Here is a 3,003-nt window from a genome sequence, read left to right as displayed (position 1 = left end):
TTCGGCTCTTGGCAGAAAACCTCCAGCTTCATGTCTGAACGGAGGGTGAACAACGTGTTGACACTCTACATCTAGGGCCCGTTAACACAAAATTGCTAATTATTTCAGTATATACAGTAAGTTGTCTGTACATGCCTCGTCTGTCCTGAGGGGCGTGTGCCCGCGTCCCCGCTTTTTCCCCTGATAAAAGCGCGCTGGGGAGGGGATGGGGGGCTTGGGGGGAAGGATGACGAAAACGCCTTTTCTCGTTCCGCTGCGAAAAGGCTGGGCCCTCCCGCGCCGGCGGCGACCGAAAGGCGGCCCGTAGGGCCGTGCCCGTTAGGCGACGCAGGAGCCTTACGGGCATCGACAGCAGAGCGAGGGGATCCCGTCCCCCCCAACAAACAGCGAATAGTGTTAACAGGCCCTAAGGCGTCCCGACAGGCTCCACCAGCAGCCCGGCGGCGTCAAGGCCCGTCGGGCGGACGGGCACAAGTTCCGACAGCGGCATGGCGGGAACCGGCGTCAGCAGGCGGCAGGGCACATAGAACTCATTGACGCCACGGATGCCTGTCGCTTTCCGCGTCCCTTGTCCATCCGCCACATCAGCCGCCAGCAGCATGTCGGGCAGGGCAAGCTGCGCCCGGCGAAAGACCTCCTGCTGACGGGCCACGGCTTCCCGTACCCGGCGGGCGCGTTCCTGTTTTTCCTGTGGCGGGATGTGTCCGGCAAAGCCTGCGGCCGCCGTACCGGGACGGGCGGAGTAGGGGAAGACATGCGCGTAGGAAAAGGGCGTGGCCGCCACGAAGTCCAGCAGGCAGTCCACATCCGCCTCTGTCTCGCCCGGAAAGCCGAGGATGATGTCCGCGCCCAGTCCCATCACCGGCCAGTGGGCGGCAAGCGCCCGTACGGCCTCCTGCAGGGCCTCGGCCCGGTAATGTCCGCGCCCCATGCGCCGCAGCACCTGCGGCGAGGCATGTTGCAGGGAGATATGCAGATGCGGACAAACGAGACGGCAGGCAAGCAGACTTTCCACGCCCCGGGCATCGAGCTGCCCCGGCTCCAGCGAGCTGATCCGCAGGCGCGCCTTCCCGGCGAATTCCGGCGCAAGTTCCCGGTCCAGCCAGACGAGCAGGGACCAGAAATCCCCGTATTCGGGCTTGTCGCGGCCGTACTGGCGCAGATTGATGCCGGAGATCATGAGCTCAGCATGCCCGCCTCGCAGGAGACGCCGGGCCTCGGCCAGCACGGCCTGCGGCTCTCGGCTGCGGCAGCGGCCGCGCGTCAGCGGCACGATGCAGTAGGTGCAGCGATGCTCGCAACCGTCCTGCACCTTGAGCACCGGGCGGGCACGCCGGAAACCGTCGATGGCAAAGGGTGGGAAGGCCTGTGCCGCATCCGTCGCCGCTTGTGGGGCGCGCTGCCCGTCCTCCGGCAGGGAGGGCGGCAGGGCATCCAGCAGACGCGCCTTGTCGGCCTGCGGGATGATGCAGTCCGCCGTGGGCTGCGGCTGCTGCGCGCCGCGTCGCCGCGTCGGTTCAAGGACGCCGGGCAGCTGGGCGGCGCATCCGGTCAGGATGAGCCGTGCCTGCGGGGCGACACGCCGCAGACGCAGCAGGGCCGCGCGCGCGTCCCGCTCGCCCTTGGCCGTGATGGCGCAGCTGTTGACGCAGATGATGTCCGCCAGGGCGGGATCGTCGCATTCCTCGCCGCCCTGACGCTGCCAGGCTTCGCGCAGGGACTGGCTCTCGTACTGATTGACCTTGCAGCCGAAGGTCAGCAGATGAAACTTCCATGTGCTCATGCGGTGTTTGTAGGCAAAGGCCGCATGCTTGACAAGCTGCCGCAGCCGGATAGGCTGGAGAAATGTACCGCTTTTTTCACTCTGTCCTGTTGCTGTTGCTGCTGGCCGCGCCTCCCATCCCCCTGCGGGCCGAGGAAGCCGCAGGCTCTGCCGGGCCGCATCCCGTGGCCTGCGCGGGCGAGGATGCCGTTTCTCCGCAGGGTGAGCTGCTGACGGACTGGCAGTGCCTGCGGCAGGCCTATCCGCAGCTGCATTGCCTGCGGGCGGATGCGGCAGGCCGCCTTTGGCTGGAACTGGCCGACGGCAGGCGCGTGCTTTATGACGGAGGGCAACCCTTTGCCGTCGGACAATGGGATGTGGACGTACGGGCCAGCATGGCCCAGCCCTATCCCCTTGATCCGCTGCGTCCGTCCACGCCGCCGGGCGTCTCGCCGGGACGCTGGCGCTCTTATGAGCTGCTCAGGACGCTGTACGGCGGTTCGGCCGCGGCCATTCGGCCCCGCCTCAGGACAGGCATGTTTTTCGGACAGGCCGTGCGCATGGAAGCGCGGGCGCTGGCCGCCCTGCAGCGTGTGGAGGCGCGCCTTGCGCCGGTCGTGGTCAGGCAGCCGCACTTGCGGGCCTACCTCAAAAGCGCCGGCGGCTTCAACTGGCGCGGCATCGCCGGGGAAAACGGCCGTCTCAGTCCGCATTCCTTCGGCATCGCCATCGACCTCAGCCCGCGCAAGGCCCCGTACTGGCGCTGGAGCCGCGTGTTCCCGCATCCCCTGCAAGCCTCCTATCCCGAAGCCATCGTGACGGCCTTTGAGGCCGAGGGCTTTGTCTGGGGCGGCAAATGGCATGAATACGACATCATGCATTTTGAATTCCGCCCGGAGATCCTTTGCAAGGCCCGCAAGACCTCACAGGCTCCCGAGGCCGGGGGAGAGATCCCCTCCCCGGCCGTGTCCGTGCCCTAAACAAGTTATTGGGGGGAAGGGGAACCCCTCCGCCTGCGCGGGAGGTGTTCCCCTTCCCCCCAAGCCCCCCATCCCTTCCCCAGCGCGCTTTTGCCAGAAGATGTTTGCGTCTGGTTTATATTTTAAGCATCGACAGCAGAGCGCGACCGAAAGGCGGCCCGTAGGGCCGTGCCCGTTAGGCGACGAAGGAGCCTTACGGGCATCGACAGCAGAGCGAGGGTTCCCTTCCCCCCAAACGCTACGTATGATCTTGACCGGCCA

Annotated in this window: 2 protein-coding genes; one reads left to right on the top strand and one right to left on the bottom strand. The window is 66.4% G+C overall.

What is annotated here, in order from left to right; translation table 11 throughout:
• Positions 1–406: 406 nt before the first annotated feature.
• Positions 407–1,783, bottom strand: coding sequence for a MiaB/RimO family radical SAM methylthiotransferase (locus Q0K12_RS12385; RefSeq protein ID WP_297263280.1), 1,377 nt, complete (start codon positions 1,781–1,783; stop codon positions 407–409).
• A gap of 62 nt (positions 1,784–1,845) precedes the next feature.
• On the opposite strand from Q0K12_RS12385, the gene Q0K12_RS12380 reads away from it, so the two are divergent.
• Positions 1,846–2,742: a M15 family metallopeptidase gene (locus Q0K12_RS12380; RefSeq protein ID WP_297263279.1), complete on the top strand. Its 897-nt coding sequence runs from the start codon at positions 1,846–1,848 to the stop codon at positions 2,740–2,742.
• Positions 2,743–3,003 lie beyond the last annotated feature (261 nt).

This window comes from uncultured Desulfovibrio sp., assembly GCF_944324525.1.
In the GTDB taxonomy this organism is placed as follows: Bacteria; Desulfobacterota; Desulfovibrionia; order Desulfovibrionales; family Desulfovibrionaceae; genus Desulfovibrio.
The sequence above is the reverse complement of the archived record's forward strand: the minus strand, read 5'-3'. Positions and strand labels throughout refer to the sequence as shown.